Here is a 22,838-nt window from a genome sequence, read left to right as displayed (position 1 = left end):
CCGTCGTCAGTCGCGCGTCAACAGACGCGGTGCTAGCTCTTTCAGGGCGCGCCGGTACACCTCGCGCTTGAATGTCACAACCTGGCCCAGCGGATACCAATAGCTCACCCAGCGCCAGCCGTCGAATTCCGGCTTGCCGGTCAGGTCCATCCGCACCCGTTGTTCGTTGCTCACCAGGCGCAGCAGGAACCACTTCTGCTTCTGGCCGATGCACAGCGGCTGGCTGTGGGTACGTACCAATCGCTGGGGTAAACGATAACGCAACCAGCCACGGGTGCAGGCAAGAATTTCTACATCGTCGCGTTCAAGGCCAACTTCTTCGTTCAGCTCGCGGTACAGGGCGTCTTCCGGCGTCTCGTCAGGGTTGATACCACCCTGGGGGAATTGCCAGGCATCCTGGTTGATCCGTCGAGCCCATAGCACCTGCCCGGCATCATTCGTGAGAATGATCCCGACATTGGGGCGAAAACCATCCGGGTCGATCACGGCAGCAACCTCGCAAACGCATGTCAATGCATTGTTCCACAAAGCTTGCGAGCGCAGCAACGCGCCCGCCAAGCTTATGTGCAGCTGCGTGAAAACTCCGTATTCTGCGGGCCTACCCTGTGGCTGATACGAGTGACCGCGATGCGCCTGGCTTTATTCGACCTGGACAATACCCTCCTCGGTGGCGACAGCGACCATGCCTGGGGTGACTATCTTTGCGAGCGCGGCATTCTCGACCCGGTCGCCTACAAGCAACGCAACGACAGCTTCTACCAGGATTACCTCAATGGCACCCTGGACCTGCAGGCCTACCTGGCCTTTTCAATGGAAATCCTGGCGGCAACACCCATGCCCCGGCTCGACGAATGGCACCGCGACTTCATGCGCGACTGCATCGAGCCCATCGTCCTGCCCAAGGCCCTGGCCTTGCTGCAGCAGCACCGCGAGGCGGGTGACCAGCTGGTGATCATCACCGCTACCAACCGCTTCGTCACCGCACCGATCGCCCGGCGCCTGGGGGTGCGGGTGTTGCTGGCAACCGAATGCGAGGTGCGCGACGGCCGCTACACCGGGCGTAGTACCGATATACCGTGTTTCCGTGAAGGCAAAGTGACGCGGCTGGAACGCTGGATGCTGGAGAACGGCTTTGATCTTGAGGACAGCTACTTCTATAGCGACTCGATGAATGACCTGCCGTTGTTGCAGCGGGTGACGCATGCAGTGGCAGTGGACCCGGCCCCGGACCTGCGGGCCGAGGCGGATAAGCGTGGGTGGCCGGTGATCTCGCTGCGGGATTGAGGTTTTCCGTGCCGGTCTTTTCGCGGGCACGCCCGCTCCCACAGGAATCACCACAGGCCTTGAGGGCTGCGCTGTACCTGTAGGAGCGGGTTCACCCGCGAATAGGCCGGCACAATCAGCACAAGGCTGTCAGACCGGCTTGGCCCCCATCAGCCCGGCAATGGACAGGAAGCAAACCCCACTGAATACCGCCAGCGCCAGGGTAAACCGCAGCCCTACCACCTCGGCCTTGCGCAGCCGGTTCAGCCGCACCAGCAGCCACCACACGGCAAACGCGCCAAATGTATAGATGACACTGGATGCCAACACCCAGGTCTGCCCCAGTGGCCAGCCCACCAGGTGTACCAGCCACCAGCCGGTGAACGGCATGCTCACCAGGCTCAGGCCCATCACCAACCAGACGAACACCAATGGCCGGCGCAACAGCTTGGCGTAGGCCTCGGCATCGCCCTGGCGGCGGGCGCGCCAGGTCCAGATCGCCAGGCCCAGGGCGCCCAGAAGCAGCAGCGCGGTGGCGATGATGTGCAGGGTCTTGAGCGTGGTCAGGTGTTCCATGTCTCGGTCGTCCTTAAACGGGCATTTTGCGGTCGCTTCTTCGCGGGCCATCAGCCCTAGCTTAGCCGCTCAGCCCAGGAACAGTTTGTAGGCCGGGTTTTCGGTCTCGTCCCAGTACGGGTAACCGATCTTGGCCAGCGCTGCCGGCACCAGGTGACGTTCGTCCTCCGGCACCTGCAGCCCCGCCACCACGCGCCCATCAGCCGCGCCATGGTTGCGGTAGTGGAACATCGAGATGTTCCAGCGCCCGCCCAGCTTGTTGAGGAAGTTGAACAGCGCCCCCGGCCGCTCGGGGAATTCGAAGCGCAGCACCATTTCGTCGCTGGCACCGGCCGAGTGGCCGCCGACCATATGACGAATATGCAGCTTGGCCAGTTCATTGTCGGTCAGATCGGTAACCGGGAAGCCCTGCTCGGTCAGTTGCTGCACCAGCGCTGCGCGGGGGTCGTTTTCCGGGTGGGTCTGCACCCCAACGAAGATATGCGCTTCGTCAGAGGTGTGCTTGCGGTAGTTGAACTCGGTGATCTGACGCTTGCCGATAGCCTCGCAGAAGGCCTTGAAGCTACCCGGGCGCTCAGGGATGGTCACGGCGATGATCGCCTCGCGCTTTTCACCCAGCTCGGCACGTTCGGCCACATGGCGCAGGCGATCGAAATTGACGTTGGCACCGGAGTCGATGGCCACCAGGGTCTGGCCGCTGACGCCGTATAGCTCGACGTACTTCTTGATGCCCGCCACACCCAGCGCGCCAGCAGGCTCGGTGATCGAGCGGGTATCGTCGTAGATATCCTTGATTGCTGCACAGATCTCATCGGTACTGACAGTGACGACTTCGTCCACATGGTGGCGGCAGATATCGAACGTGTGCTGGCCAATCTGCGCCACCGCCACGCCATCGGCGAACAGCCCGACCTGCGGCAGCACCACGCGCTCACCGGCAGCCATGGCCGCCTGCAGGCAATTGGAATCGTCCGGCTCGACACCGATTACCTTGATTTCCGGGCGCAGGTACTTCACGTAGGCAGCAATGCCAGCGATCAGGCCGCCACCGCCCACCGGCACGAAGATCGCATCCAGCTGGCCAGGGTGTTGGCGCAGGATTTCCATGGCGACGGTGCCCTGCCCGGCGATGGTGTGCGGATCGTCGTAAGGGTGAACGTAGACGAAGCCCTTTTCATCGACCAGTTTCAGCGAGTAGGCCAGCGCTTCAGGGAACGAATCGCCATGCAGCACCACCTTGCCACCGCGCGAGCGCACGCCTTCGACCTTGATCTCCGGAGTAGTCTTGGGCATCACGATGGTGGCCTTGATGCCCATTTCGCGCGCGGCCAGGGCCAGGCCTTGGGCGTGGTTGCCGGCCGAGGCGGTGACCACGCCACGGGCCAGTTCTTCCGGGCTCAGCTGGGCCAGCTTGTTATACGCGCCGCGGATCTTGAACGAGAACACTGGCTGCAGGTCTTCGCGCTTGAGCAAAATCTGGTTGCCCAGGCGCTTGCTCAGCTGCCCGGCGCTCTGCAACGGGGTTTCGACGGCAACGTCATAGACGCGCGAGGTGAGGATCTTCTTGACGTACTGTTCGAGCATCGGGAAAGCATCACTGGGCCGCGGGACGAGGGCTGGGAGTCTACCCTAGCGCTACGTCGGGCGACCACAGCAAAGCCGTGCGAGCCGTTATACTAGGTGACTTTGAAACCGCCCTGCCCCTTCCGGAGCCCGCATGACCCAGGACCAACTCAAACAGGCCGTCGCCCAGGCCGCTGTCGACTTCATTCTGCCCAAGCTGGATGAAAAGAGCGTCGTAGGCGTCGGTACCGGTTCGACCGCCAACTTCTTCATCGATGCCCTGGCTCAGCACAAGACCGCGTTCGACGGTGCAGTCGCCAGCTCCGAAGCCACTGCCCAGCGCCTGAAGGGCCATGGCATCCCGGTCTACGAACTGAACAGCGTCAGCGAGCTTGAGTTTTACGTGGACGGAGCTGACGAGAGCGACGCACACCTGCACCTGATCAAGGGCGGCGGCGCAGCCCTGACCCGCGAAAAGATCGTCGCGGCCGTGGCCAAGACCTTCATCTGCATCGCCGACGGCAGCAAGCTGGTGCCGGTACTGGGGGCCTTCCCGCTGCCGGTCGAAGTGATCCCCATGGCCCGCAGCCACGTGGCACGTCAGCTGGTGAAGCTGGGTGGCGACCCGGTGTACCGTGAAGGCGTGGTCACCGACAACGGCAACGTGATCCTGGATGTGTACAACCTGCAGATCACCAACCCGGTGGAACTGGAAGCGCAGATCAACGCCATCGTCGGCGTGGTCACCAACGGCCTGTTCGCGGCGCGGCCGGCGGATCTACTGTTATTGGGCACTGCTGAGGGCGTTAAGAGCCTCAAAGCCGAGTAACAATCTTCGCGGGTAAACCCGCTCCTACAAGGTACCCCACCGGCCTGGAACCGTGGCGATCCCTGTAGGAGCGGGTTTACCCGCGAACAGGCCCTGACAGGCGATCAGTCAGTCGGCTGCTTGAACACATAGAACAGGTTCGGCTCACTGACCAGGTAAATGGTCCCCGCGTCATCCATCGCAATGCCCTCCGCCTGCGGCACCGTCGCCTGCAACCCCTGGAAGCCCTTGCGCAACGACAAGGTACTCAGCGGCTGGCCCTGTACATCCAGCTCCAGCACCAACCGCGACTCGTCCGACAATGCCAGCAAATGCCCGCTGCGTTCATCGAACTGCAAACTCGACAAATCCCGCACAAACAACCGTGAATCGCGCTTGCGGTCCTGCACCACATGCACGGCATAGGGCTTTTCCGGATTGTCATGCGGGAAGCCATGCACCTCATAGATCAGCATCGGGTCACGCTCTTTCGCCACGAACAGGCGCTTACCCGCCGAATCGTAGGCCAGGCCCTCGAAGCCTTTGTTGCCATTGAGGCCAATACCCAATGTCAGCTGTTCGGCATCACCGGCATCGAGAAACATCGTGTCGTCTTCCAACCGTACGCGAATCAGCCGTTGCTGACGCTCGTCGGTGATCACATAGCTGTTAGGCCCAACGTACTCCACAGCCTCCGGGTCGCCGAAGCCAGTCAGCGGCACACGCCGCAGGATACGGCCATCCAGCGACAGCTCGATCAGCTCCGAACGGGCGTTGGTGACCGTGAAGAGGGTTTTGCGGTCGGGGTCGTAGGTCAGCGCCGAAATGTCATCATCCAGCCCTTCGATCGGCTGCGCCTCCAGCACCACCCGGTAGCGATCCAGACCAATGCTGCGCTCCACAGGCTGCCACCAGGTCTTCAGATTGAACCAGCCACGCTCGAACAGGCGAAACTCCTGCCCTGCCCAGCCAAGCAGGAGCAGACCAAGGGCAGCCAGAACAAGAAACAGGCGAACAAAACGACGCATAGGGACAGACTCGACACAGGGGTGGCGAATCTAATCATGAATGGCTGAAGCAAAGCTTAATGCAAGCGTCAGGCAATTCTGATGATGTTGTCAGTTCTTTTTGAATCGATAGAAAAGCGCCGGCTCGCTGACCATGTACAAGGTGCCCTTGTCGTCCATGGCCACCCCTTCAGCCCGCGGAATGGTGCCTTCAAGCCCGTTGAAGCCGCCCAGCAGCGTCATGAAGCTGACTTGCTGGCCCTGCTCGTCCAGCTCCAGCAGCATGTTGGAGTCGGCCGAAAGCACCAGCAGGTGGCCAGTACGCGGGTCGACACCCAGCGCAGACAGGTTGCGCAAGTCGAGCTCATCGCTAGGCAACGGCTGCTTCTCACCCTTGAGCGGGCTGCGGCCATCGGTGTTCCAGGTGTACAGCTTGGGCGGGCGCTCCTCACCAATGATCAGGCGCTGGCGCAGCGGGTCCCAGGCGATGGCCTCGAAACCCTTGTTGCTCTTGGCCGAAGGGCCCAGGTCATGGCTCGGGAAGTCATCGTGGTTCAGCGCGGTGGTCTGCGCGTTCACCTTGACCACGGTCAGGTCATGCAGGCGCTCGTCGGTGATGGCCAGGTTGCCGTCTTCCAGCACCGCGATGCCTTCGGGGTTGTTCCAGCCGTTGAGCGGGATCTTGCGCAGTACATCGCCCTCCAGGCTCAGTTCGACCAGGATCGGGTTCTTGCCCATGACCGCGAACAGGGTGCGGGTTTGCGGGTTGAAGGCCACATCCGAGGCTTCGTCATCCTCCATGCCTGGCAACGGCTTGGCGTCGATGTCCACCTGGTAATCCGGCAGCCACACGCTTTCGCTGCGCTCGGCGGTGCTTTCGAAGCTTTCTTTTACCCACAGTGCACCGCGGTCATCCCAGTGCATGGCCACGGCCACGCCATAGCCGATCACCGCCGCCACGGCCAGGCCGAAGGGCCAGCGCAGGTAGAAACGACGCTTGGGGGTTACCGGGGCGCTGGAGGAAGACGGCATGCGGTGATCCTGGGGAAATGGGCGTAGGTACGCGCATTATCCGGATTGGGTGTGAAAAATCGGTAAACAGTGCCTGCCTCTTCGCGGGCATGCCCGCTCTCAAGGGGCTGCGCAGTATTCAAGGCCTGTGCAATCCCTGTAGGAGCGGGTTTACCCGCGAAGAAGGCGACGCGGTTTCGAGTTAAAGCACCCGGCTTTCGAAGCGGCTCACACCCGGCAGTTCCAGCACCAGCTCGTCACCGACATTGAACGGCCCAACACCCGCCGGGGTACCGGTGAGGATTACATCCCCCGCTTGTAGCGAGAAATGCGCTGCCATGTACTGGATCATCGGCACGATCGGGTTCAGCATCATCGCGCTGTTACCCTCCTGGCACACTTCGCCGTTCACGGTCAGGCGCACCGGGATGTCTGCCACGTCCTCAAAGCTGGCGGCCGAGACGAACGGTGGCAGCACGCAAGCGCCGTCAAAGCACTTGGCCAGCTCCCAAGGCAGGCCCTTTTCCTTCAGTTTGGCCTGCACGTCGCGCAGGGTCAGGTCCAGCGCCGGTGCGTAACCGGAAATGGCGTCCAGCACCTCTTCCTCGCTCGGGTGGGTCGACAGCGGCTTGCCCAGCAGCACGGCAATTTCAACTTCATAGTGCACCGACCCACGCTCGGCCGGGATCTTGAAGCCACCTTCGGCCGGCACCACGCAGCTGCCTGGCTTGATGAACAGCAGCGGCTCGGTGGGGATCGGGTTGTCCAGTTCCTTGGCGTGCTCGGCATAGTTACGGCCGATGCACACCACCTTGCCCAGCGGGAAGTGAATGCGCGTGCCGTCTACGTACTGGTGCTGGTAACTCATGGCCGACTCCTTCTGGATACTGCTTTTTATTCAGGTGCGAAGATCTTACCCGGATTCATGATGCCGTTAGGGTCGAACACGGCCTTTATTGCCTTCATGCAGGCGATTTCTTCGGGGGAGCGGCTGTAGCCCAGGTAGTCACGCTTGGTCATGCCCACGCCATGCTCGGCAGAAATCGACCCGTTGTAACGCTCGACGATCTCGAACACCCACTTGTTGACCTTGGCACACGAAGCGAAGAAGTCGTCCTTGTTCATATGCTCAGGCTTGAGGATGTTCAAGTGCAGGTTGCCATCACCAATATGGCCGTACCACACCACTTCATAGTCCGGGTAATGCGCTGAGACGATGGCGTCGATATCGCGCAGGAACGCAGGCACTTTCGAGACGGTGACGGAAATGTCGTTCTTGTACGGTGTCCAGTGCGAGATGGTTTCCGACAGGTACTCGCGCAGCTTCCACAGGTTTCTCAGCTGGCTTTCGCTCTGGCTCATCACCCCATCCAGCACCCAACCCTGCTCGACGCAGTGCTCGAAGGTAGCCAATGCTTCATTGGCAACCTCTTCAGTGCTGGCCTCGAACTCCAGCAGCGCATAGAACGGGCAATCCGTCGCGAATGGCGCAGGCACATCGCCGCGGGCGAGGATCTTGGCCAACCCCTTGTCGGAGAAGAACTCGAAAGCGGTCAGGTCCAGCTTGCCCTGGAAGGCGTGCAGCACCGGCATGATAGCGTCGAAGTCCGGTGTGCCCAGCACCATGGCGGTGAGGTTGCGCGGTGCGCGGTCCAGGCGCATGGTGGCCTCGACCACGAAGCCCAGCGTACCCTCGGCACCAATGAACAGCTGGCGCAGGTCGTAGCCGGTGGCGTTCTTGATCAGGTCTTTGTTCAGCTCCAGCAACTCGCCCTTGCCGGTGACCACTTTCAGCCCGGCCACCCAGTTGCGAGTCATACCGTAACGAATCACCTTGATCCCGCCGGCATTGGTGCCGATATTGCCGCCAATCTGGCTGGAACCGCTGGAAGCGAAGTCCACCGGGTAATAGAGACCTTGCTCTTCGGCGTAGGTTTGCAACTGGCGGGTGACGACCCCTGGCTGGCAAACCACAGTACGGTCGAAAGCATTGAAGCCAAGGATCTGGTTCATGTAGTCGAAGGCGACGACAACCTCGCCATTGGCCGCCACGGCGCCGGCAGAAAGCCCGGTGCGCCCGCCAGAGGGCACCAGCGCCACCTTGTGCGCATTGGCCCAGTGCACAATGGCTTGCACCTGTTCTATCGTTTTGGGAAAGACGATGGCGCTGGGCGCTGGCGGGTAATGTTTGGTCCAGTCCTTGCCATACGCTTCGAGGGAAACCGGGTCAGTCAGGACCTTGCCAGGGTCGACAAGGGTCATCAGTTCTTCAATAACAGCGGGGTGGGTCATCGCTGGAACTCTCGACTTATTCATGGTCACCCTGAGCACTCTTCACCTGTCGGGATAAGCTCAGATTGTGTCGCGTATGCTAGCATAGCCCTCCCGCTGTTCATGCTAAGGCTGCCCTCGCGCCTGGCATCACCCCTCGCCAATTTATCTCCGGGATACAGGTTTACGCAGATGAGCAAGACTTCTCTCGACAAGAGCAAGATCCGGTTCCTTCTTCTTGAAGGTGTGCACCAGAACGCGGTCGATACTCTCAAGGCCGCCGGCTACACCAACATCGAATACCTCACTGGTTCGTTGCCGGAAGCCGAGCTGAAGGAAAAGATCGCTGATGCCCACTTCATCGGCATCCGTTCGCGTACCCAGCTCACTGAAGAGATCTTCGACTGCGCCAAGAAACTGGTCGCTGTTGGCTGCTTCTGCATCGGTACCAACCAGGTTGACCTGGAAGCTGCCCGCGCGCGCGGTATCGCCGTGTTCAACGCACCGTACTCCAACACCCGTTCGGTGGCCGAGCTGGTGCTGGCCGAAGCCATCCTGCTGCTGCGCGGCATCCCTGAGAAGAACGCCTCCTGCCACCGTGGTGGCTGGATCAAGAGCGCGGCCAACTCGTTCGAAATCCGCGGCAAGAAACTGGGCATCGTCGGCTACGGCTCGATTGGTACCCAGCTTTCGGTACTGGCTGAGAACATGGGCATGCAGGTGTACTTCTTCGACCCGCTGACCAAGCTGCCACTGGGCAACGCCGTGCAGGTCACCAGCCTGAACGAGCTGCTGGGCCTGGCTGACATCGTCTCGCTGCACGTGCCTGAGCTGCCCTCCACCCAGTGGATGATCGGCGAGAAGGAAATCCGCTCGATGAAGAAGGGCGCGATCCTGATCAACGCCGCCCGTGGCACCGTGGTCGAGCTGGACCACCTGGCCGCTGCCATCAAGGACAAGCACCTGATCGGCGCCGCCATCGACGTGTTCCCGGTCGAGCCACGCTCCAACGACGAAGAGTTCGAGAGCCCGCTGCGCGGCCTCGACAACGTGATCCTGACCCCGCACATCGGTGGTTCCACCGCCGAAGCCCAGGCCAACATCGGCCTGGAAGTGGCCGAGAAACTGGTCAAGTACAGCGACAACGGTACTTCGGTGTCCTCGGTCAACTTCCCAGAAGTGGCCCTGCCGGCTCACCCAGGCAAGCACCGTCTGCTGCACATCCACGAAAACATCCCGGGCGTGCTCAGCGAGATCAACAAGGTCTTCGCCGAGAACGGTATCAACATCTCCGGTCAGTTCCTGCAGACCAACGAGAAAGTCGGTTACGTGGTAATCGACGTTGACGCCGAGTACTCGGACCTTGCGCAAGAGAAACTGCAACAGGTCAAGGGCACCATCCGTTCCCGCGTCCTGTTCTAAATCTCGGTGCAGTATGAAAAAGGGAGGCCCTGAAGGCCTCCCTTTTTTTTATTTCACTTCAACCGTGATCTTCATCGACTCGACGCTAGGCTTGAATGGCACATGATACTGGTCACCCAGAATCAGTTGCAGGGTGTGCTTGCCCGGGGTCAGGGTAATGCTGGTTTCGGTCTGTGCCTTGCCAAAGTGCAGCACTTGCGGGCCCTTCGGCAGTGCGACGCCGGCCTCTGGCATCAGGCTGGTTGGCAGCGGCATGTCAGCCACCGGCTCTTTGTCGACATCCACCAGCAGATGGTGGTGCCCGGTGTGCGGGGTTTGGTCACCCGCAGGCTTGAGGCCCATACCCTCGATACCGAACTTGACGGTGAAGGTCTTGTCGACCGTTGCACCATCGGCGGGGGAAACGATGAAGACCTTCGCCTCCTTGGGCGGCTCCTGGCTCTTCAGGGCGTCAGTGGCACTGGCGAACACCGACGCTCCCATCAGCAGACCGGCAACGGCAGCACGCGAAAATAGGCTGTTCATTCACTTCTCCTGTGATTCACTTATTGACCGCAGCCTGTAATCCAAAGGCGGCGGTAGTTCACCTTAGTTGAAATATCCGCCAAGGTGTTCACATTGCCTGGCAGAAATATTTCAGTCAGGGTTAAACAATGCCGAGGCTTGAAGGTCATAGGCTGCGCTCGATCACGGCGAGGAAGAAAGCCGTGACGATCGATTTCAAACTGCTAAATGAAAAGGGGCATACATGCGTTCGACCATAGGGGTACTGCTGGCAGTACTGATCAGTCCATTGGCTCAGGCAGAGCTGATCGACGAAATCGCCGACCGGGGCGAACTGCGCATTGCCGTACAGGCCGAGAACTCGCCATACGCCTTCAAACAAGACGACCACCTGACAGGTTTCGACATCGAATTTGGCCAGGCCCTGGCCAAGGAACTGGACTTGCGCGCCGAGTTCGTCGAAGCCCCGTCTGCCGAAGTGCTGGCGGGTGTCGAGAGTGGCAAGTACGACATCGCATTCGCCCCGTCGAGTGAATCGCTCACAGACGACGGCCCGCTCGATGTAAGCCTGCCGATTGGTGAGAAGAAGCTGGTAATCCCGTTCCAGAAGGACAACCCGGCGTTTGAAAGTGCCGTAAACAATGCGTTGCAGCGTTTGAAAGAGAGTGGCCGGACTGCCGAGCTTGAGCAGAAGTGGTTCAAGGGTGTGCAGGAGACTGCAGCCGGGCAGTGAGGTCTTCTTTGCAACCTGTAGCCGCGAATACGTTCGCGGCGGCAATGGTGAACGGCGGGTGGAGATTGGCCAGCAGGGCCGGCCTCTTCGCGGGTGAACCCGCTCCTACACGACGGCCTGTGTCCAACCCCCGATGGGTGTCCACCACCGTGGTAGGACCGGGTTCACCCGCGAAAGGGCCGGCACAGGTTCAAACAGATCTATCAGCCAAAGCCCGCCGCGCCTGGTCCAGCTCAAGCTCGCTGAACACCTGCACGCCCGCCCGCCGCAGCAGCGCCGTGGTTACCCCTTCCCCCGCCACTTTCACACCCCTGAAGGTGCCATCATAGGTCAACCGGTTGCCACACGAAGGGCTGCCAGACTTCAGCACCGCTACACGAATGCCATGCCGCCGTACCAGCTCCAGCGCCAACCGCGCACCCGCCAGAAACGCGGCACTGACATCTTCACCCGTCACCGTCAGCACCTGCGTGTCGCCATCGAGCACTGCGCTGCCCTGCCCTCCCGGGATCTCCGCTGGCGGCCGCGGTGTCGGCAAGCCGCCGGCTACCTCCGGGCACAACGGCACCACGCGCCCTTCGGCCTGCCACTGCTGCAACAAATCAGGATGACCGCTTGCCCGGCCGTCATAGCGTACTGGCTGCCCCAACAGGCAGGCGCTCACCAGCACCTTGGGCCTCTCAGAACGGGTCATTGCCACGCCGCCTGAACCAGCCGGTCAACGACAACCGCTCACGCCCGGCCGGCAGGACTTCGTGAGGCACTTCGCCCGACAGGAATACCACCAGGCAACCGGCCACTGGCTCGACATCGTGCTCGACACCGTCGGCCAGGAACATACGCAACTGGCCACCGTCATGCGATTGCCAACCTTCATTGAGGTAAAGCACCGCCGAGACCATGCGACGGTCATCGTCGCGGAAGCGGTCCAGGTGCCGGCGATAGAACGCCCCCGGTGGGTACAGGGCAAAGTGGCACTCAAAGTCTTCCAGGCCCAGGAAAAGGCCTTGGTTGATTGCCAGGCGCAGCTGATCCATCGCCGCCAGGTACTGGTCGCAGGCCTCGGCCTGCCCCGGGTCGATCCACTGGATCTGGTCACCGCGAATGGCTTCGCGCACCTCCTGGGTAGCACCCCGCCCAACCCCTGCGGGGTTCAGTTCGCCTTCGGCATCACGCCGCCGGCACTCGGCTGCCAGCGCGCGCACCAGGTCGGCAGGCAGAAAGTGCGCCTGCTGGGACCAGCCATGGGTGGCCAGATCGTCGACGACGGCCGCAAGCATCGGGTGTTCAGGGGATATGTGCATGGCGCGCATCATATCCATTCGCCCTGTCGCCGCACAGCGCCACTTGGCCGAGAAACACGCGGGTATCTCGACAAACCGGCGCCGGGCCAAGGACAATAGCCACCTGCCGACAGGAGTCCTGAATGCGCCGTCTGTTTTCCCTGATTCTGCTGATGATCTGCACCATGCCTGTCTGGGCAGACAACCTGGATCAACTGTACAAGGCCGCCGGCTGGCCCGACCAGCGCGCCCACTTCAACGATGCCCTGACCGCTGCCCAGGAGCGCTACCGCAACAGTTTGCCACCCGCCGTCTACCAGGCGCTGGTCAACAACAGCAACCAGCGCTTCCAGGCCCAGGCGGTGGACCGTCGCGCCCAGGCAAAGCTGCGCGCCACCCTGGCCAACCCGGCACCGGCCCTGGCCTTCTTCCAGTCACCGCTAGGGCGCAAAGTGGTGGCGGCCGAGCTCAAGGCCACCCGCAAGGACGAACTGGCCAAGAACGCCAAAGGCCTGCCCAAGATCCAGGCCAGCGACGATCGCCTGCTGGTCATCGGCCACCTGGCCCAAGCCCTGCCTGCGCGTGAAGCCGGCGCCGAAGTCAGCCTTGCCATCGCCGGTGTAGCCGCCGACAGCCTCAGCTCGATGATCCCCGGCCTGTTCGGCGGCGGCCAGGCCCAGAACCTGCTGGATGGCCAGCGCCAGCGGTTGATGGGGCAGATTGGCGAAGACCTGAACAACACCCTGCTGTACGTCTACCGCGACCTGTCCGATGCCGAGCTGGAAGCGTTCGCCACCTTTGCCGAGTCGCCCGAGGGCAAGGCTTACTACCAGGCGGCCCTGGCCGCTGTACGCGCCGGCCTGGCGGTTGGCCAAAGCACCAACGACCTGAAGTGATCAGCCCAGGCGCTGGTCGATGAAGTCGAAGTAGCGCTGGCGGATACCCGGCAACTCGTTGGCCAGGTGGTGACGGGCCTCGGGCAGCATCAGGATCTGCGGCTCGGCAAACTTGGCCTTGAGCACTTCGAGGTTGTAGGGCCAGTCCACCGTGCCATCCGCCTCCCCCTGCACGATCAATGGCCGACGCGCACTGCGCGGCGCGGCCTCGATGCGTTTGACCCAGGCGATCAGTGCGCCCACCCAAGCCGTTGGCAGGCGACGCGGTTGCAGCGGGTCGGCCTCCAGGAACGGCAGGAAGGCCGGGTCGTTGGTGTTCTCACTGAAGCGCCGTTCGATGCCATTGACGAAGTGGCGCAGCACGCAATAACTGAACTTCGACCAGCGCCAGGAACTTGGCCGCACCAGCGGGGCCAGCAGGATGACCTGGCCATCGACGGGGCTGCGTGCGCCGTGGTACAGCAGATGATCCACGGCAATCGCCCCCCCCGTGCTCTGCCCACAAAGGTGCCACGGGTGCGGCAGTTGCAGCGTGTGCGCCTGTTCGAACAAGGCCTCCAGCACCTGCTGGTACACCGCAAAATCATTGATGCTGGCCCGCTCACCGCTGGACAGGCCGTGGCCGGGCAGGTCACAGCTGATCACGGCGAAACCCTGCTTGAGTGCCCACTCGATCACATGTCGGTAGAGGCCCATGTGGTCGTAATAGCCGTGCAGCAGGAACAGCGTCGCGCTTGGCTGCTCGGGCAGCCATGCCTGCCCGACCAGGTCGAACCCCGCTGCCTGAAAGCTGCCCAGCCAGCTGTGTGCCGGCAGGTTCAGGCCATAGAAGCGCTGGTAGTCCTGCGCTTGTGCCGACAGTGGCTGGCGAGTGGTGAACGGCGCCAGGCTGGTGCGCAGGCGGTCGGGGTGAAAGGCAGGGGGCATCGGGTACATCCACATTGATGCAAGTATTGATCTGGAATCTTCAGCTCTGGCCGGCGCCATGGCAAGCTTGCTCACCTCGAACAACCAGCACCGAACTAATTGTGGGAGCGGCCTTGTGTCGCGAGCGGGCCGCAAAGCGGCCCCAGCGATCTGTGCATGATGCCGAGATCCTGGGGCCGCTGCGCGGCCCTTTCGCGACGCAAGGCCGCTCCCACAGGGATCGCGCCAGCTTTTAGAAATTGAGCAAGACAGTTGCTCCCACAAGGGCCACCGACTCTTCATGAATAGCCGAATCATCAAACCGCTGTGCACGGTCATCGCCTTGTTGGTCGGCGCCGTAATTCTCTGGCAGGCCTACAGCGCCTTTCAGGCTCGCTACCTGCGTCCGTTCGACAACCAGGCCACGCTGTTCGACGGCAGCCAATTACAGTTACCTGCCGAGCTGGCCGGTGCTGGCCCGATCCGCGTCGTGCATTTCTGGGACCCGGCCTGCCCATGCAACGTTGGCAACCAACAGCACCTGGGCGACCTTATCAGCCAGTTCGCTGGCCACGACGTTACCTTCCATGTGCTGCAAAAGCCCGGCAGCCACGGCCAGCTACCGGCCAATATCGGTAGCTTGCAACCCATCACCCACCTGCCCGGCAGCGAGCACCTGCCTGCGTCCCCGGCCGTGGCCATCTGGGACCGGCAAGGCCGACTGGCTTATTTTGGCCCCTACAGCGAAGGCGCCGTGTGCAACGCCAACAACAGCTTCATCGAGCCAATCCTCAAGGCTTTGCTCGACGGCCGCCAGGTCAACGCCTCCAATACCCTGGCGGTAGGCTGCTACTGCCCTTGGTCGGGCTGACGGACCCTCGCCGGGTTACCCACCACCGTCGCGCCCGCGGGCACATCCCGGGTCACCACACTGCCGGCGCCGACGATGGCGTTATCACCGATGGTCACCCCCGGCAGGATGATCGCCGCACCGCCGATCCACACGTTGTCGCCGATGGTCACCGGCCGCCCACTCTCCAGCCCGCTGCGCCGCACTTCAGGATCGAGCGGATGGTCGGCGGTATAGATCTGCACGTTGGGGCCGATCTGGCAGTCCTCGCCGATACGCACCGGTACCACGTCGAGGATCACGCAGTTGAAGTTCATGAACGTATTACGGCCAACGCTGATGTTGTAGCCGTAGTCGCAATAGAACGGCGGGCGAATCACCGCGCCTTCGCCAACCTGGCCAAAGTGCTCCACAAGCAGCCCGTGGCGTGCGTCGTTGAGCAGTTCGACACTGTTGTTGTAGCGGTGCATCCAGTGCTTGTTGGCGATCTGCTCGGCCTGCAGTTCAGGGCAGCCAGCATGGTAGAGCTGGCCGGTGAGCATTTTGTGTTTTTCGCTGAGGGACATGGAAACTCCTTCCTGGGGCTATGCTCTGTTCGCGAATCCGCCGATGATCGGACCACATTTTTCGTTTGAATGCACAAGGAGTCTGAATGAAGCGCAGCCTGACCCTGCTGGCGGTGGTAGTCACCGTTTCCGCTGGCGCCGCCGGTTACTGGTACGTGCAGGGGAAGCTGCCGCAGCGCGAGGGCGAGGTCGCCATTACCGGCCTGCAAGCGCCGGTCAGCGTGCGCTACGACGCCCGCGGCGTGCCACACCTGCAGGCACAGAGCGAGCCGGACCTTTACCGTGCACTGGGCTACGTGCATGCCCAGGACCGGCTGTTCCAGATGGAGATTTTGCGCCGCTGGCCCGTGGCGAACTGGCTGAGGTGCTCGGCGACAAGCTGCTGCCCACCGACACCCTGTTCCGCAGCCTGCGCATACGCGAGCAGGCCGCGCTGATGGCCAAGCGGCAGGATCCGCAGGCGCCGGCATGGCAGGCCCTGCAAGCCTACCTCGAGGGGGTCAACAGTTGGCAGGCCAGCCACCCCAAGCCCACGGAATTCGACCTGCTCGGCATCACCCCGCGCCCGTTCACCGCCGAGGACACGCTGAGCATCGCCGGCTACCTGGCCTACAGTTTTGCCGCCGCGTTCCGCACCGAGCCAGCGCTGACCTACATCCGCGACCAGCTGGGGCCTGACTACCTGAAAATATTCGACCTTGGCTGGCAACCCGAGGGCGCACTGGGCACGCCACTGGCCGCTGCCGACTGGCAAAGCCTGGAAGCACTTGCGCGCTTAAGCAATGAGGCACTGGGCGACGCCGGCATCCCGCAGTTCGAAGGCAGCAACGCCTGGGCGGTCGCGGGTAGCCGCACCCGCAGTGGCAAGCCGTTGCTGGCTGGCGACCCGCACATCAGCTTCGCCGTACCTGCGGTGTGGTACGAGGCCGAACTGTCAGCGCCCGGTTTCAATCTCTACGGCTATTTCCAGGCACTCAACCCGTTCGCTCTGCTCGGCCACAACCGTGATTTTGGCTGGAGCCTGACCATGTTCCAGAACGATGACGTCGACCTGATCGCCGAAAAGACCAACCCTGCCAACGCCGATCAGGTGATGGTCGATGGCCAGTGGCGCACACTGGAAAAGACCGAGCAGACGATTGCCGTCAAAGGCGAGCAGCCGGTCACCATCAGCCTGCGCCGCTCGCCCCATGGCCCGATCGTCAACGACGTACTGGGCAGCACCACTGGCCCCACGCCAATCGCCATGTGGTGGGCATTCCTGGAAACCGAAAACCCGATCCTCGACGGCTTCTACCAGCTCAACCGCGCCGACACCCTGGGCAAGATGCGCGAGGCCGCCGCCAAGGTTCACGCGCCGGGGCTCAACCTTGTCTGGGCCAATGCCCGTGGCGACATCGGCTGGTGGGCGGCGGCAAAGCTGCCAATCCGCCCCGACGGGGTCGACCCGGCGTTCATCCTCGACGGCACCAGCGCCCAGGCCGACAAGCTCGGTTTCTACCCCTTCAGCGTCAACCCACAGCAGGAAAACCCGGCCCGCGGCTATATCGTCTCGGCCAACTACCAGCCACCGGCGGCGGTGCCGATACCGGGTTACTACAACCTGCCCGACCGTGGCCGCCAGCTCGATCGCCACCTGGCCAACCCAGAGGTGAAATGGGACACCCAAAACAGCCAGGCACTGCAGTTGGACACCGCCAGTGACTATGGCCCGCGCACGCTTGCCCCGCTTCTGGCAACCCTGCGGGCGGTGGCAGAAGGTGATGAAGAGCAAGAGCTGGTCGAGCAACTGGCGGCTTGGGCTGGGGACTACCCGCTCGACTCGACCAGCGCCACGCTGTTCAACCAATTCCTTTATGAACTGGCATTCGCGGCCCTGCATGACGAGCTGGGCGATACCTGGTTCCCGGTGCTGATCAGCACCCGCGCCATCGACGCCGCCCTGCCACGCCTGGCAGCGCAAGCCGATTCACCCTGGTGGAACACCCGTGGTGGCAGCCAGCGAACGGACCGTACCACCGTCGTGCGCACAGCGTGGCAAAGCAGCTTGAAGCACCTGCGCGACACCCTGGGCAGTGATCCGGCCAGCTGGCAATGGGGCAAGGCCCATACCCTGACCCACAACCATCCGCTTGGGGTGAAAAAGCCGCTGAACCTGCTGTTCAACGTTGGGCCGTTCGCCGCACCTGGTACCCACGAAGTACCGAACAACCTTTCGGCGAAGATCAGCGCTGCGCCATGGCCGGTAACCTATGGGCCGTCGACGCGGCGGCTGATCGATTTTGCTGATGCCGGACAGGCCCTGACCATCAACCCGGTCGGGCAGAGTGGCGTGCCGTTTGACCGGCATTACGCGGACCAGGCTGAGGGGTATGTGCAGGGGCAGTATCAGAAGGCACAGATGGGGGTAATACCGGCGCAGAGTACCTTGCGATTGGTGCCAGGGCCGTAAGGGGCTGCCTTGCTCAAAACCCAAAAGTTTGCGCGAGCACTGTGGGGATTTAGCCGCGAACACCGGCGCAGCCGGTGCCATGCTCCGCGTTGGATTCTTCGCGGGTAAACCCGCTCCCACAGGGATCGCACCAGCTTTCAGAAATCCCAGCAATGAAAACGCCGACACAAAGGTGTCGGCGTTGGGTCATGCAAGGTGAAGCAAGCGCATCAGAACGCCGGCAGCACCGCACCTTGGTACTTCTTGGCAATGAATGCCTTCACTTCAGGGCTGGTCAGGGCCTTGGCCAGTTTCTGGATGGCTTCGCTGTCCTTGTTGTCCGGGCGGGCAACCAGGAAGTTCACGTACGGCGAGTCGGCACCTTCGATCACCAGCGCGTCCTTGGCCGGGTTCAGGCCGGCTTCCAGGGCGTAGTTGGTGTTAATCATGTCCAGGTCGACCTGGTCCAGCACACGCGGCAGCATGGCCGATTCAAGCTCGCGGAACTTCAGCTTCTTCGGGTTCTCGGCAATGTCCTTTGGCGTGGCCAGGGCGTTTTTCGGGTCTTTCAGGGTGATCAGGCCAGCCTTCTGCAGCAGAATCAGGGCGCGGCCGCTGTTGCTGCCTTCGTTAGGGATGGCAACGGTGGCGCCCTCCTTCAGCTCGGACAGGTTCTTGATCTTCTTCGAGTAACCACCGAACGGCTCGACGTGCACACCGATCACGGTTTCCAGGTGGGTGCCCTTGCCTTCGTTGAAGCTCTTCAAGTACGGCAGGGTCTGGAAGTAGTTGGCGTCCAGACGCTTCTGGTCCACCTGCACGTTCGGCTGTACGTAATCGGTGAAGACCTTGATCTGAAGGTCCACGCCTTCTTTTGCCAGGGTCGGCTTGATCAGTTCGAGAATTTCGGCGTGCGGTACCGGGGTAGCGGCAACCACCAGTTTCTCGGCAGCAGCGGCCAGGCCGGAGAACGACAGGGCAGCAGCCAGGGCAGTGGTCAGCAGGGTCTTCTTCATGGTGGTCCTTGTTCTGAATCTGGGCCATCGACGATGGCAAATCGGGTGCCCAACCGGTTCACCAGTGGGCTTGAGGCGGACGATACCCAAATTTTTTATTCCGCAACAATATCTTTTACTTAGCTGCTTATTCCAAAAACACAATACCATCAGCCTCTTTACCCATGAGCGATGTCTAACGCGCGGGGTCAGGCAGTTCGAGGTCTTCTGGCAGGATCTCTTCGCCGTCATTGACCAGCAAGGCAAAGTGGATGACGTTCTCCAGTTCGCGGGTATTGCCCGGCCAGAAATGCGCCTCCAGCACCCGCTGCGCCGCCTCGCTCACCAAGGGCACAGGCCGTTGCAGGCGCACGCTGTAGATGCCCACGAAGTACTCGGCCAGCGGCAGGATATCGCCCGGCCGCTCGCGCAGCGGCGGCAGTTCCAGCGCGCCCTCGCGCAGATACTGGTACAGGCGCTCGTTGAAGCGCCCTGCACGTACTACACGGGCCAGGTCGATGCTGGTGGCGGCTACCAGACGCACATCCACCGGCTGTGGCTGCTGCGCGCCCACCCGAGTGACCTCGCGGTTTTCCAGGGCCGCCAGCAGCTTGCCCTGGATGGCCAACGGCAAGTCGGCAATCTCGTCCAGGTACAAGGTGCCGCCGCTGGCCGAACCGAACCAGCCGGCGCGGCTGCTGGCCGTACCGCCATGGGTGCCCGCGCTATAGCCAAACAGCTCGGCATCGGCGTAGGTGGGGCTGATGGCCGCGCAGTTGACCGACACGAACAACCCTCCACGGTCGCTGGTACGGTGGATCTGCCGAGCCAGCAGCTCCTTGCCGGTGCCGGTCTCGCCTCGGATCAGCACCGGCAAAGGTTGTGGCGCCAGGCGCTCAAGGTCCTCGCGCAGCTGCTGCGAGCGCGGGTCGATGAACACCAGCGCCTTGGCACGAATGCTCAGCGGGCTCTTGTCCAGCTCGGGGAAGGTCAGCAGCGGCTGGCCGAACGGGTTTTGAAACGTCATGACGAACTCCCGCCCCAGGCCCGTAATGGCCAGGCGTCAGGCAAAGGGTGAACAGTAAGGGCGATCAGGCGCGGCGCAGTGCGCGCTGCTCGATCCGGCTCTGCAAGCGATACAGGTAGGCGAAGCCTTGTTCCCAGCGCTCATGACCGGACTTGACGTTGATGTGCCCGGCATTGCTCAGCAAACCCGCTTCGGCGCCCCATGCCTGGGCCAGGTACAGCGCCCGTGGCACGTTCACGGCCGGGTCGTTGTCCGAGCTGACGACCTGGCTAGGGAACGGCAGCACCTCGGTAGGGATCGGCGCAAAGTTGCGCAGCACGGGTGCACAAGTGGGCCGTTCGACATCTGCCGGCGCCACCAGCAGTGCACCACGCACCTGCCGCAGCAAGGCTGGGCTTGCCTGCGCTGCCCAATGGGCGACAGTGATGCAACCAAGGCTGTGGGCAATCAGGATCACCGGCGAGCGCTCGGCGGCAATCGCCTGCTCCAGCGCGTGCACCCAGTCCTGCCGCTGCGGGGTGAGCCAGTCTTGCTGTTCAACCCGTGCACTGTTGGGCAGGGTGCGCTGCCAGTGACTCTGCCAATGGTTGTCTGGCGATCCTTGCCAACCCGGCACAATCAGGTAGCGAATCGACTCATTGCGCATGGGGACGCCTCCAGTAAGTTTGCGTGCTTGGAGACAAGTATAGGGAGGACGAAATATTCGTAAAGGAATAAGAAGATATTTATTAATACCCATAGGGCATAACAAGTGCGCTACCGCCACTCGCTTGTAAAAGGCTGTAAAGCTGCCCTGTCAAACGTTCAGGCAAGAAAAACCCGGGACCATGCCCGGGCTCTCTTTTCCTTGTGCGACTCAGATATCCGCCACCTTCTGCCAAACCTTCGGCCGGAAGAACAACGTCTCTCCCCGCGCCAGCCCGGTCAGGCTGTCATGGTCTTTCACCACCTCGGCCTCGATCAGCTCGCTCTGCCCTTCCACCTTCAAGGTCACCCGCGTGGTCGCGCCCAACGGGCGAATGTCGCGCACCTCGGCCGCATGGTGCCCTTCGGTCTCATGCCGCGACAGCGACACCTCGTGCGGGCGAAACAGCACGTGATGCCCTTCGCTCAAGGTCAGGCGGTTGGAGTCACCGAGGAAGTGGTAGACGAAATCGTTGGCCGGCTGATCGTACACCTCACCCGGCGAGCCGATCTGCTCGATCACGCCCTTGTTCATGACCACGATGCGGTCGGCTACTTCCATGGCTTCTTCCTGGTCGTGGGTAACGAACACCGACGTCAGGTTGATATCCTCGTGCAGCCGCGCCAGCCAGCGCCGCAGCTCTTTTCGCACCTTGGCATCCAGCGCACCGAATGGCTCGTCCAGCAGCAGCACCTTCGGCTCCACCGCCAGGGCACGGGCCAGGGCGATACGCTGACGCTGGCCACCGGAAAGCTGCTCGGGGTAGCGGTCGGACAGCCAGTCCAGTTGCACCATGTTCAGCAGCTCATGCACCTTCTCGGCAATCTTGCTCTCGCTTGGGCGCTCGCCCTTGGGCTTCATGCGCAGGCCGAAAGCAACGTTGTCGAACACGCTCATGTGGCGGAACAGCGCGTAGTGCTGGAACACGAACCCGACGTTACGGTCACGCACGTCATGGCCGGAAACGTCCTCGCCATGGAACACGATGTTGCCCTGGTCCGGGGTTTCCAGGCCGGCAATGATGCGCAGCAGGGTGGTCTTGCCACAGCCGGACGGGCCGAGCAGAGCCACCAGCTCGCCGCTGTTGATGTCCAGGTTGATTGCGTTCAGGGCCTGGAAGCTGTTGAAGCGCTTGCTGACGTTACGAACTTCGATCGACATGAATCATTCCTCCGCGGCGCTATGGCGCAGGCGGTTAATACGGTTCTCGCTCCACTGCTTGAGCAGCAGGATGAAGAGCGCCAGGATCAGCAACAGGCTGGCCACGCTGAAGGCTGCGACGTGGTTGTACTCGTTGTAGAGAATCTCCACATGCAGCGGCAAGGTGTTGGTCACGCCACGGATGTGGCCCGACACCACCGACACCGCACCGAACTCGCCCATGGCCCGCGCGGTACACAGCACCACGCCGTAGATCAGCCCCCATTTGATGTTCGGCAGGGTCACGTGCCAGAACATCTGCCAGCCGTTGGCACCGAGCAGCCGTGCAGCCTCCTCCTCCTGCGTGCCTTGCTCCTGCATCAGCGGGATCAGCTCACGGGCCACGAACGGTACGGTAACGAAAATGGTCGCCAGGACAATGCCCGGCAGGGCGAACACGATCTGGATATCGTGGTCCTGCAGCCACGGACCGAACAGGCCCTGCGCGCCGAACATCAGCACGTAGACCAGGCCGGCGATCACGGGTGACACCGAGAACGGCAGGTCGATCAGGGTGACCAGGATGCTCTTGCCACGGAAGGTGTACTTGCTCACGCACCAGGCAGCGCTTACGCCAAATACCAGGTTCAGCGGCACCGAGATAACCACGGCGAGCAGGGTCAGCTTCAGCGCCGACAACGCATCGGGTTCGAAGATCGCCTCGAAGAAGGTGCCAAAACCGTTCTTCAGCGCCTGCGATACCACGATCACCAGCGGCAGCAGCAGGAACAGGGCGAACACCAGCCAGCCAAGGCCGATCAGGATACGCCGTGACGTGGCGCTGCCACGGCGGGCGGCGTTGGCTGCGGCACTTGCACTCAGGGATGAACTGGACATGCCG

General features: G+C 62.2%; 23 protein-coding genes and 1 pseudogene. 7 read left to right on the top strand and 17 right to left on the bottom strand.

What is annotated here, in order from left to right:
* Nucleotides 1-6: 6 nt before the first annotated feature.
* Nucleotides 7-486, bottom strand: a complete 480-nt coding sequence (locus tag AA098_RS01250; protein WP_003249017.1) for an RNA pyrophosphohydrolase — start codon at nucleotides 484-486, stop codon at nucleotides 7-9.
* Nucleotides 487-627: 141 nt separating this feature from the next.
* On the opposite strand from AA098_RS01250, the gene AA098_RS01245 reads away from it, so the two are divergent.
* A complete protein-coding gene (locus AA098_RS01245; RefSeq protein WP_003249010.1) occupies nucleotides 628-1,284 on the top strand; it encodes an HAD family phosphatase in 657 nt (218 codons plus the stop codon).
* Nucleotides 1,285-1,413: 129 nt separating this feature from the next.
* Here AA098_RS01245 and AA098_RS01240 read toward each other — a convergent pair whose 3' ends face one another.
* Together AA098_RS01240 and ilvA are read right to left on the bottom strand one after the other, a co-directional pair.
* Nucleotides 1,414-1,839 (bottom strand): DUF2269 domain-containing protein, encoded by a 426-nt coding sequence (locus AA098_RS01240; protein ID WP_003249008.1) that lies wholly within the window; start codon nucleotides 1,837-1,839, stop codon nucleotides 1,414-1,416.
* A gap of 69 nt (nucleotides 1,840-1,908) precedes the next feature.
* On the bottom strand, nucleotides 1,909-3,423 hold the full coding sequence (gene ilvA, locus AA098_RS01235; protein WP_003249006.1) for a threonine ammonia-lyase, biosynthetic: 1,515 nt from the start codon (nucleotides 3,421-3,423) through the stop codon (nucleotides 1,909-1,911).
* A gap of 133 nt (nucleotides 3,424-3,556) precedes the next feature.
* On the opposite strand from ilvA, the gene rpiA reads away from it, so the two are divergent.
* Nucleotides 3,557-4,231, top strand: coding sequence for a ribose-5-phosphate isomerase RpiA (gene rpiA / locus AA098_RS01230; RefSeq protein ID WP_003249004.1), 675 nt, complete (start codon nucleotides 3,557-3,559; stop codon nucleotides 4,229-4,231).
* Nucleotides 4,232-4,335: 104 nt separating this feature from the next.
* Here the strand turns inward: rpiA and AA098_RS01225 are convergent, their stop codons facing one another.
* The 4 genes from AA098_RS01225 to AA098_RS01210 all read right to left on the bottom strand — a co-directional run bounded on the left by AA098_RS01225 (nucleotide 4,336) and on the right by AA098_RS01210 (nucleotide 8,520).
* A complete protein-coding gene (locus tag AA098_RS01225; RefSeq protein WP_004575853.1) occupies nucleotides 4,336-5,238 on the bottom strand; it encodes an SdiA-regulated domain-containing protein in 903 nt (300 codons plus the stop codon).
* 90 nt (nucleotides 5,239-5,328) lie between these two features.
* Complete coding sequence (locus AA098_RS01220) at nucleotides 5,329-6,249, bottom strand: SdiA-regulated domain-containing protein (protein ID WP_004575852.1); 921 nt, start codon at nucleotides 6,247-6,249, stop codon at nucleotides 5,329-5,331.
* A gap of 181 nt (nucleotides 6,250-6,430) precedes the next feature.
* On the bottom strand, nucleotides 6,431-7,096 hold the full coding sequence (locus AA098_RS01215; protein WP_064613747.1) for a fumarylacetoacetate hydrolase family protein: 666 nt from the start codon (nucleotides 7,094-7,096) through the stop codon (nucleotides 6,431-6,433).
* Between the two features lie 26 nt (nucleotides 7,097-7,122).
* The gene (locus AA098_RS01210) at nucleotides 7,123-8,520 is read right to left on the bottom strand and encodes an FAD-binding oxidoreductase (protein ID WP_054888577.1); all 1,398 of its coding nucleotides are present in this window, start codon (nucleotides 8,518-8,520) and stop codon (nucleotides 7,123-7,125) included.
* A 171-nt stretch (nucleotides 8,521-8,691) separates the two neighbouring features.
* Here AA098_RS01210 and serA point away from each other — a divergent pair, with 171 nt between their 5' ends.
* Entirely contained in the window at nucleotides 8,692-9,921 is a 1,230-nt protein-coding gene (serA, locus tag AA098_RS01205) for a phosphoglycerate dehydrogenase (protein ID WP_003248995.1), read from the top strand.
* 48 nt (nucleotides 9,922-9,969) lie between these two features.
* Here serA and AA098_RS01200 read toward each other — a convergent pair whose 3' ends face one another.
* Nucleotides 9,970-10,446: a DUF4399 domain-containing protein gene (locus tag AA098_RS01200; protein WP_003248993.1), complete on the bottom strand. Its 477-nt coding sequence runs from the start codon at nucleotides 10,444-10,446 to the stop codon at nucleotides 9,970-9,972.
* Between the two features lie 223 nt (nucleotides 10,447-10,669).
* On the opposite strand from AA098_RS01200, the gene AA098_RS01195 reads away from it, so the two are divergent.
* Nucleotides 10,670-11,158, top strand: coding sequence for an ABC transporter substrate-binding protein (locus AA098_RS01195; protein WP_003248991.1), 489 nt, complete (start codon nucleotides 10,670-10,672; stop codon nucleotides 11,156-11,158).
* 190 nt (nucleotides 11,159-11,348) lie between these two features.
* On the opposite strand, the gene AA098_RS01190 is transcribed toward AA098_RS01195, so the two are convergent.
* Together AA098_RS01190 and AA098_RS01185 are read right to left on the bottom strand one after the other, a co-directional pair.
* Nucleotides 11,349-11,852, bottom strand: a complete 504-nt coding sequence (locus AA098_RS01190; RefSeq protein WP_003248988.1) for a DUF523 domain-containing protein — start codon at nucleotides 11,850-11,852, stop codon at nucleotides 11,349-11,351.
* On the bottom strand, nucleotides 11,839-12,471 hold the full coding sequence (locus tag AA098_RS01185) for a 2OG-Fe(II) oxygenase (protein ID WP_014861370.1): 633 nt from the start codon (nucleotides 12,469-12,471) through the stop codon (nucleotides 11,839-11,841). Before AA098_RS01185 ends, AA098_RS01190 begins: the two co-directional genes overlap by 14 nt.
* Nucleotides 12,472-12,584: 113 nt before the next feature.
* Between AA098_RS01185 and AA098_RS01180 the strand changes: the two genes are divergently transcribed.
* A complete protein-coding gene (locus AA098_RS01180) occupies nucleotides 12,585-13,337 on the top strand; it encodes a DUF2059 domain-containing protein (protein ID WP_003248984.1) in 753 nt (250 codons plus the stop codon).
* On the opposite strand, the gene AA098_RS01175 is transcribed toward AA098_RS01180, so the two are convergent.
* Nucleotides 13,338-14,264 carry an alpha/beta hydrolase gene (locus AA098_RS01175; protein WP_004575848.1) on the bottom strand — a complete coding sequence of 309 codons (927 nt, stop codon included), beginning with the start codon at nucleotides 14,262-14,264 and terminating at the stop codon, nucleotides 13,338-13,340.
* Nucleotides 14,265-14,544: 280 nt separating this feature from the next.
* Between AA098_RS01175 and AA098_RS01170 the strand changes: the two genes are divergently transcribed.
* Nucleotides 14,545-15,114, top strand: a complete 570-nt coding sequence (locus AA098_RS01170; RefSeq protein WP_004575847.1) for a DUF6436 domain-containing protein — start codon at nucleotides 14,545-14,547, stop codon at nucleotides 15,112-15,114.
* On the opposite strand, the gene AA098_RS01165 is transcribed toward AA098_RS01170, so the two are convergent.
* Nucleotides 15,093-15,659 (bottom strand): sugar O-acetyltransferase, encoded by a 567-nt coding sequence (locus tag AA098_RS01165; RefSeq protein WP_004575846.1) that lies wholly within the window; start codon nucleotides 15,657-15,659, stop codon nucleotides 15,093-15,095. The two genes, AA098_RS01170 and AA098_RS01165, sit on opposite strands and share 22 nt — an antisense overlap.
* Nucleotides 15,660-15,745: 86 nt before the next feature.
* Here AA098_RS01165 and AA098_RS01160 point away from each other — a divergent pair.
* Nucleotides 15,746-18,111 (top strand): annotated as a pseudogene (locus tag AA098_RS01160) (penicillin acylase family protein).
* Between the two features lie 209 nt (nucleotides 18,112-18,320).
* Here AA098_RS01160 and AA098_RS01155 read toward each other — a convergent pair.
* The 5 genes from AA098_RS01155 to cysW form a co-directional block, all read right to left on the bottom strand.
* Nucleotides 18,321-19,106, bottom strand: a complete 786-nt coding sequence (locus tag AA098_RS01155; protein WP_003248974.1) for a MetQ/NlpA family ABC transporter substrate-binding protein — start codon at nucleotides 19,104-19,106, stop codon at nucleotides 18,321-18,323.
* Between the two features lie 175 nt (nucleotides 19,107-19,281).
* Nucleotides 19,282-20,112, bottom strand: a complete 831-nt coding sequence (locus AA098_RS01150; RefSeq protein ID WP_004575844.1) for a sigma 54-interacting transcriptional regulator — start codon at nucleotides 20,110-20,112, stop codon at nucleotides 19,282-19,284.
* 64 nt (nucleotides 20,113-20,176) lie between these two features.
* Nucleotides 20,177-20,758 carry an alpha/beta hydrolase gene (locus AA098_RS01145; RefSeq protein ID WP_010955697.1) on the bottom strand — a complete coding sequence of 194 codons (582 nt, stop codon included), beginning with the start codon at nucleotides 20,756-20,758 and terminating at the stop codon, nucleotides 20,177-20,179.
* A gap of 210 nt (nucleotides 20,759-20,968) precedes the next feature.
* Nucleotides 20,969-21,958, bottom strand: a complete 990-nt coding sequence (locus AA098_RS01140) for a sulfate/molybdate ABC transporter ATP-binding protein (protein ID WP_064613746.1) — start codon at nucleotides 21,956-21,958, stop codon at nucleotides 20,969-20,971.
* A gap of 3 nt (nucleotides 21,959-21,961) precedes the next feature.
* Complete coding sequence (gene cysW, locus AA098_RS01135) at nucleotides 21,962-22,834, bottom strand: sulfate ABC transporter permease subunit CysW (protein WP_004575843.1); 873 nt, start codon at nucleotides 22,832-22,834, stop codon at nucleotides 21,962-21,964.
* Nucleotides 22,835-22,838 lie beyond the last annotated feature (4 nt).

The sequence above is a fragment of the Pseudomonas sp. JY-Q genome (assembly GCF_001655295.1).
Classification (GTDB): domain Bacteria; phylum Pseudomonadota; class Gammaproteobacteria; order Pseudomonadales; family Pseudomonadaceae; genus Aquipseudomonas; species Aquipseudomonas alloputida.
This window is presented reverse-complemented; position numbering and strand designations above follow the sequence as displayed.